Source organism: Butyricicoccus sp., from assembly GCF_050872565.1.
Lineage (GTDB): Bacteria > Bacillota > Clostridia > Oscillospirales > Butyricicoccaceae > Butyricicoccus_A.
Genome location: NZ_JBNMHC010000108.1, coordinates 1 through 6,547, shown reverse-complemented (window position 1 = coordinate 6,547; position 6,547 = coordinate 1). Strand labels below are relative to the sequence as shown.

Genomic DNA, 6,547 nt, shown 5'->3' with positions numbered 1-6,547 from the left:
TTTTTCTTTTCTTATATTTCCACGAGTCAGGCAGAGCATATGCTCTGCCTGACTTTTTTGTTATTTTCAATAGAACTTGTTTTGAGGAATAAACCATGCAGATGCGTCTATTGCTGCATCTATTTTCTCTATGTGTCTTTTGCGCACGGTTATTGTTTGTGTACCATGTTACTTTTTGCGCGATAAGTTTTTTATAAAATAAAAAGCAAATTAAAACAATTGTTTGTGACAAATATATATTGCTTGCGCTGCGTATGATTGGTATAATAAAAACCAATTGAAATAAAAGTTGCAAGAAGTGCGATAAATCACACGAAATAAGTATTTATATGCAGAAAATGTAACTTTAAAATCTGCCTTTTCATCGCGTTTTTGGAGAGAGTATACAAGAAAAGGCGGAATCTCAATAAAAATAAGGAGCAAATCATGAAAAGTATGGAATCTGGCGCGACATTTTCTGAAAACACTCTTACCCTGAAAGAGAAAAAGTCAGAAAATACAAACATTCGCGCACAGGATGATATGCCAACCATGCGAGAAAAAATTTGTTATGGATTCGGTGACGTATCTTGTAACATTGTGTATGGTTTGGTGGCATCCCTTATCACGCTGTTTTATACCGACTATGTTGGCGTTTCGCCGATGACTGTCGGTCTGGTTATGATTATTTCCCGCTGCCTGGACGGTGTTTCTGACTTCGTCATGGGCATTATTGTCAGCAAGACCAATTCCAAATGGGGCAAGGCGCGCCCGTGGATTTTGTGGATGGCAGTTCCGTTTGGTGTAGCGGCTGTTCTGCTGATGCTGGTGCCGCAGACGACACCGACCCTGCAGTTCTGGTACATTCTCGTCACCTACAATCTGGTGACTACGGTACTGTATACCGCTGTCAATCTGCCGTATGGCACGATGTCTGCGATGATGACTCGTTCGTCCCGCGGCCGTGACCTGCTGGGCATTTTCCGTATGGCGATGTCTCCGTTTGGCCGTATCATTGCGGTGACGTTTACGCTGCCGCTCGTCAAGGTGTTTGGCTCAGATCAGATGGCATGGGTCAAGACCATGAGCATCTGGGCAGTGATTGCCGTTGTTCTGCTGCTGTTGTGCTTCAAAAACTGTGAGGAGCGCGTGCATATTGAGGCGGCAGAAAAGAGCAATATCGGTCTTGGCAAGAACCTGAAGGCTCTGTTCACCAACAAGTATTTCTGGGCAGTTACCGTTCTGTGGATGGTACAGTCCAGCTACAATGCGGTGTTCGGCACAACAGCACCGTATTTCTGCAAGTACATCCTCGGCAACGATGAACTGTACAGCGTGATGTATACCATTGAGATGGTTATCATCATCAGCGGTGTTCTGTTCAGCCAGGTACTGCTGCGCCGCTTTGGCAAGCGCGATCTGGCACTGGCAGGTTCTGCTCTCGTTGTCATTGCTCAGTGCATTCTCATGGTTAATCCGAGCAGTGTTGCTATGGCGATGGGCGTTACGGTTCTGCGCGCTATTGGCACGGTTCCGCTCAATGCCTGCGTATTCGGCATGATCTGTGATGTTATCGAGTACGGTCAGTGGAAAACGCACATCCGTCAGGAAAGCCTGATTATGAGCGGCAGCAGCGTCGGCACCAAGTTTGGTCAGGGCGTAGCAGGCGGCATCATCGGTATGCTGCTGACTGCGAGCGGTTACATCAGCTCGACAGGCAAGACGGTGGTTCAGCCGGACACTGCCCTGCACATGATTCAAAATATGTTCGTCTACGGCCCGATTATTCTGTGGGGTGCCGCTGTCGTTGTTCTGCTGTTCTATAAGCTGGACAAGCACTATGACACGATTATGGCAGACCTCAAGGAGCGCGAGGAGCGCGGCGAACTCTAAACCATGCAAATACCATCTTTTTAACTCTCTCTCTGGCCGTCGCCCATTCTCCGGGGCGGCGGTTTTTGTATGCAGAATTTGCGGAAAAATTTCGCAGATTTGCTGTGAAATGCTGTGGAAGATTTAACAAGAAAAGCAAGAGCAAAATCAAACAACTTTTTCGCAACAGCGGGCATTGTGCACGCATACATAGATTGTTATAATAAGGCTGTAAAAAGGAGAAAGGAAAGCGAGACGGCCGATTGCTTTCCGACATAATACTTATTTTGGGATATATATTTCTTAAATAAGAAACCGTATAGTCACAAAAAAGAGATACAGAAAGAAAGAGTGAAAACATATGATTTGGACATTGGTAACCTTTATTGGCTTTACCGTCCTAGTCGCTGTCATCTCCTATTTCAAAACAAAAGGTGATGACCAGACGACAGCAGACGGATACTTTTTGGCAGGACGCGGACTTCCCGGTTTCGTCATTGCGGGATCCTTGCTCCTGACAAACCTCTCGGCAGAGCAGCTGGTCGGCACGAACGGTCAGACTTGGCTGGTCGGCATGAGCCCGATGGCGTTTGAAATCGTCGCAGCTCCGTGTTGTATCGTACTTGCCCTGTGGGCAGCACCGCGATACTTAAAGGGCGGCATTACCACGATTCCGCAGCTGATCGGTCAGCGCTTCGGACGTTCCACCAAGCTGTGGTTCTCCATCGCATACATCATTTTGTACCTTGTTGTACAGATTCCGGTTATTCTGTATTCCGGTTCTCTGGTATTTGAAAACATCTTCCACGTATCCGACATTTTCGGACTGTCTACCTTCGGTTCTGTCGTTGTGCTGTGTATCATCATCAGCGTCGTGGGTTCGATCTATGCAATCTTCGGCGGCTTGAAGGCAGTAGCCGTATCCGATACCGTAAACGGCGTTGGTCTTTTGATCGGCGGTTTCATGATTCCGTTCTTTGCTCTGCACGTGCTGGGCAATGCAGCAGGCTATGACGGCATAGCTATCATTGATGGCTTTAAGTATCTGGCACAGACCTATCCGGAAAAGCTGAACTCGATTGGCAGCTTGACCGCAGAGGCACCGGAAGTTCCGTGGATCACCGTATTTACCGGCCTGATCTTCCTCGGCTTGCAGTCTTGGTGCACCCATCAGTCGTTCATCCAGCGTGTTCTCGCAGCAGAGAACCTGAAGGAAGCACAGAAGGGCGCTCTGTACTGCGCATTCCTGAAGATTATCGGCTTTATGTATCTGGCTCTGCCGGGCGTTATCGCTTACGCTCTGTTTGAGCTGAAGGGCAATCAGGTAACCATGATGGACGCTGCATATCCGCAGCTGGTAACCGAAGTTATTCCGGCACCGCTGATGGGCTTCTTCGCGGCTGTTATGTTCGGCGCAATTCTCTCTTCCTTTAACTCCGTACTGAACTCGGTAAACACCATGTTCACGATGGATATTTATCATGAGTATATCAACCCGGAGGCTTCCGAACTGAAGCTGGTTCAGGTTGGCAAGAACATTGGTATTGTCTTCGCTGTCGCTACGACAATCGTAGGCCCGATGGTATACTTCTTCCCGGCAGGTCTGAAAACCTTCCTTGACTCGTTTGTCATGCTGATTGGTCTTCCGGTTCTGTCCGCAGTATTCGGCGGCTTCTTCTTCAAGTATCTGCCGCAGTACGCTGCAAAGTTCATCATGATTTTCCACATCATCTGCTATGGTCTGTTTCTGATTATTGCTCCGCAGTATCCGGTTGTAGGCGGCACCATTCATTATCTGTACGCAATCCTCGTTCTGTGGCCGATTGAGCTGCTCATCATGGCATTCCTGAACCACAAGAACAAGAAGGATCATCCGGAAATGGAAGCTTGGGAGCAGGAAGATGTTCATGCGGTTGATATGACTCCGTGGAAGTACCGTAAGGTATGCGCGGTCGCTATCATCGCTCTGTGCATCATCGTTTACGCAGCATTCTCCCCGCTCGGTTTGGGAGCGTAAAAAATATTTCAACTTTTCTCTCCGACAGATATATCTGTCAAAACTCTCTCCACAACACCAAACACAACAGAAAACCGTCGACAGTTTCAGGGGCTGTCGGCGGTTTTCTGTTATGTGCGTATCAATTGTTGTATAGTCGAATGAATATCTTGCTGGATGCCGATGGTGCGCGAGGCGATTTCGTGTGGGGCATAAATGTCTTGCGCGTTGATGCAAGCATATGTTGCGTTTGGATTTTCCGCCGTGTATCGCCAGAATGGATACTTGATAATTACCGGCGTATTTTGTCCGACACCCAATTCCAAAAACAGGACATGCAGGTGCTTGTGGCGGCGGATGAAATCCTCATAGCGACTGCGTGCTGTGTACCAGCCTGCATCCTGTACGAACGTGTCGTCACAGCGGAGATTCATCGTCATCGGGCGGCCGCAGTGCGGACAGTGCGGCACGAGTTCGCTCGGTATGCGCATCTCTTTTTGCTGTTCCATCATTTGGCGAATGACAGGTTCATTGTCATAGGTCTCCTGACAGCATGGCTTGCTGCACTGGAATAAGCCATAATCGCCCTGTGTGTAAAACAGGCGTTTTTTATCAAAACCGGCATTTTGGAATTGATGGTCAACATTTGTCGTCAGAACAAAATAATCTTTGTCGCGCACGAGCTGCAGCAAGTCTTGATAGGTTGACCGCGGCGCGGGCTGATACCGATTGATGAAAATATACCGGCTCCAATAAGCCCAATATTCTTCTAATGAGCCAAACGGATAAAAACCGCCGGAGTACATGTCGTGAAAATTGTACTTCGCTTCAAAATCGGAAAAGTATGTTTGAAACCGCTCGCCGGTATAGGTAAATCCTGCCGAAGTAGAAAGACCGGCTCCGGCACCGATGACTACGGCATCTGCGCGCTGAAGTGCCTGATTCAGTCGGTCAATCTGCTTGGAGCAATCGCTCGTAGATGGTTTGATCCACATCTTTGAAAACATTAAAAATCACCTGTTTCACGCTGGTTTCTTGCCGCAGAAAGTCTTGTACCGTGTGTACGGCGATCTCTGCGGCTTGTTCGTTGGGAAAGTGAAATTCGCCGGTTGAAATGCAGCAAAAGGCAACGCTTTCCAGCTGATGGTCAGCGGCGAGCGTTAAGCAGGAGCGATAGCAGGAAGCAAGCGCCGCGCGATCCTTTCGGCTGACTCTGCCGGAAATAATCGGGCCTACCGTGTGCAGAATATATCGGCACGGCAGATTATATGCCGGTGTGATTTTTGCCTGTCCGGTCGGCTCTGCATAGCCTTGCTGCTGCATCAGATTGGCACAGGCAAGCCGCAGCTGGACACCGGCAAAGGTGTGGATGCAGTTGTCAATGCAGCGATGATTGGGAACATAGCATCCGGTCATGCCGCTGTTGGCGGCATTGACGATGGCATCACACTGCAAGGTTGTGATGTCGCCGCGCCACACATAGATGCCGGGCTGGATCGGGGAAAGGGAATCGAGAGAGACCGTGCCTTTTTCTTTACGTTCTTCTTGCAAATAGGCATCCTGAACTTGGAGAAAGGCTTGGGAAGTCGGACGCGGCGGACGAATGTTCATCAGTCCGCGCAGCAGCTGTTTTTGTGCAAGGGAATCTTTAGGAATGGCGAGAGAAGGCTCCTGCGTTTCTTGCAGAAGTTCTCGGATAAGATATAGACGTCGCTCTTGCTGATTCATGATACATTCCTCTTTTCAATCACCTGCTTGGGACAGACTTCTGCACAGCGTCCGCAATGGAGACAGTGGTGCTGGTCGATAACGACAGGTGTTTTCGTGATGTCGATACATTTTTGCGGACAGACAGAATAACACAATTTGCAGCCGATGCATCCGCTGCCGACAGCATATCCTACGGTGCTTCGTTTTGGCTGTCCGATGATGATGCTGTCCCGCACAATGTGGGACGGGTCGCTGATGTCAAAATACTCGCCTCACACGAAGAGAGTTTTGCCTCTCCCTTTTGGAAGAGGCTTTTTGTATGCGCAAAAGAAATTAGAATTCGTACGGCGGGTTGCCGGAGAAGTCTGCGATGACACCGTGCGGATTTTCCAGATAGAACACCTCGAAAATCGGGTTGTCAGCGGTCTGATACTGACCCTTGACAATCGGGTTGGCGATGCACATTTCCTTTGCAGCCATGTTGTTCTCAAAAACTGCCTTGCCGTGCAGACGAATCCATGCGTAAGACGGGCTGGATACAGAAATCTCGATGTTCGGGTTTTCCTGCATATCCTTGTACACGTCCTTCTGGTTGTTGGTGCAGAACCACAGCTTGCCGTCCATCTCACCAGAGAACATGAACGGGCGGCACTTTGCCTTGCCGTCTCTGCCGACGGTTGCCAGATACTGAACCGGATTTTCCTGTAAGAAAGCGAGAACCTTTTCCATAATACGTACCTCCATAAGTATAGCATAACTTGGGTTGTTTGTGTTTGCTGTAACTCTTTCGTTTACAACGGGAGAATACCATGAAAACGTTGTAATGTCAATAGTTACAACGAAAAAATCAAAATTTTTTCTTCGTTGACAGTCCGACGCGCCGATGCTACAATGATTGCATTCCAGATAGGAGGCAAAACATATGCAGTTTTCTTCCAGACTCCCCATTGCGGCGCATATTTTGATGTGTATTGTGCGGTTTGGGGAGGA

Annotated in this window: 6 protein-coding genes; 2 read left to right on the top strand and 4 right to left on the bottom strand. The window is 48.6% G+C overall.

What is annotated here, in order from left to right; translation table 11 throughout:
* Nucleotides 1-426: 426 nt before the first annotated feature.
* Nucleotides 427-1,872, top strand: a complete 1,446-nt coding sequence (locus tag ACR0P9_RS06035) for an MFS transporter (RefSeq protein ID WP_432618272.1) — start codon at nt 427-429, stop codon at nt 1,870-1,872.
* A gap of 340 nt (nt 1,873-2,212) precedes the next feature.
* The gene (locus ACR0P9_RS06030; RefSeq protein ID WP_432618270.1) at nt 2,213-3,868 is read left to right on the top strand and encodes a solute:sodium symporter family transporter; all 1,656 of its coding nucleotides are present in this window, start codon (nt 2,213-2,215) and stop codon (nt 3,866-3,868) included.
* Between the two features lie 110 nt (nt 3,869-3,978).
* Here ACR0P9_RS06030 and ACR0P9_RS06025 read toward each other — a convergent pair whose 3' ends face one another.
* From ACR0P9_RS06025 to ACR0P9_RS06010, 4 genes are all read right to left on the bottom strand, one after another.
* Nucleotides 3,979-4,854, bottom strand: a complete 876-nt coding sequence (locus ACR0P9_RS06025; protein WP_432618268.1) for an SIR2 family NAD-dependent protein deacylase — start codon at nt 4,852-4,854, stop codon at nt 3,979-3,981.
* Nucleotides 4,799-5,575 carry a protein-ADP-ribose hydrolase gene (locus ACR0P9_RS06020; protein WP_432618266.1) on the bottom strand — a complete coding sequence of 259 codons (777 nt, stop codon included), beginning with the start codon at nt 5,573-5,575 and terminating at the stop codon, nt 4,799-4,801. Before ACR0P9_RS06020 ends, ACR0P9_RS06025 begins: the two co-directional genes overlap by 56 nt.
* The gene (locus ACR0P9_RS06015) at nt 5,572-5,793 is read right to left on the bottom strand and encodes a DUF362 domain-containing protein (protein WP_432618264.1); all 222 of its coding nucleotides are present in this window, start codon (nt 5,791-5,793) and stop codon (nt 5,572-5,574) included. Before ACR0P9_RS06015 ends, ACR0P9_RS06020 begins: the two co-directional genes overlap by 4 nt.
* 97 nt (nt 5,794-5,890) lie before the next feature.
* Entirely contained in the window at nt 5,891-6,286 is a 396-nt protein-coding gene (locus tag ACR0P9_RS06010; RefSeq protein ID WP_432618262.1) for a pyridoxamine 5'-phosphate oxidase family protein, read from the bottom strand.
* Between the last annotated feature and the right edge of the window lie 261 nt (nt 6,287-6,547).

Bases quoted from the DNA above. Each gene is read 5' to 3' on its own strand.
- ACR0P9_RS06035 (WP_432618272.1), top strand. From the start codon at position 427: ATGAAAAGTATGGAATCTGGCGCGACATTTTCTGAAAACACTCTTACC.
- ACR0P9_RS06030 (WP_432618270.1), top strand. From the start codon at position 2,213: ATGATTTGGACATTGGTAACCTTTATTGGCTTTACCGTCCTAGTCGCT.
- ACR0P9_RS06025 (WP_432618268.1), bottom strand. From the start codon at position 4,854: ATGTTTTCAAAGATGTGGATCAAACCATCTACGAGCGATTGCTCCAAG.
- ACR0P9_RS06020 (WP_432618266.1), bottom strand. From the start codon at position 5,575: ATGAATCAGCAAGAGCGACGTCTATATCTTATCCGAGAACTTCTGCAA.
- ACR0P9_RS06010 (WP_432618262.1), bottom strand. From the start codon at position 6,286: ATGGAAAAGGTTCTCGCTTTCTTACAGGAAAATCCGGTTCAGTATCTG.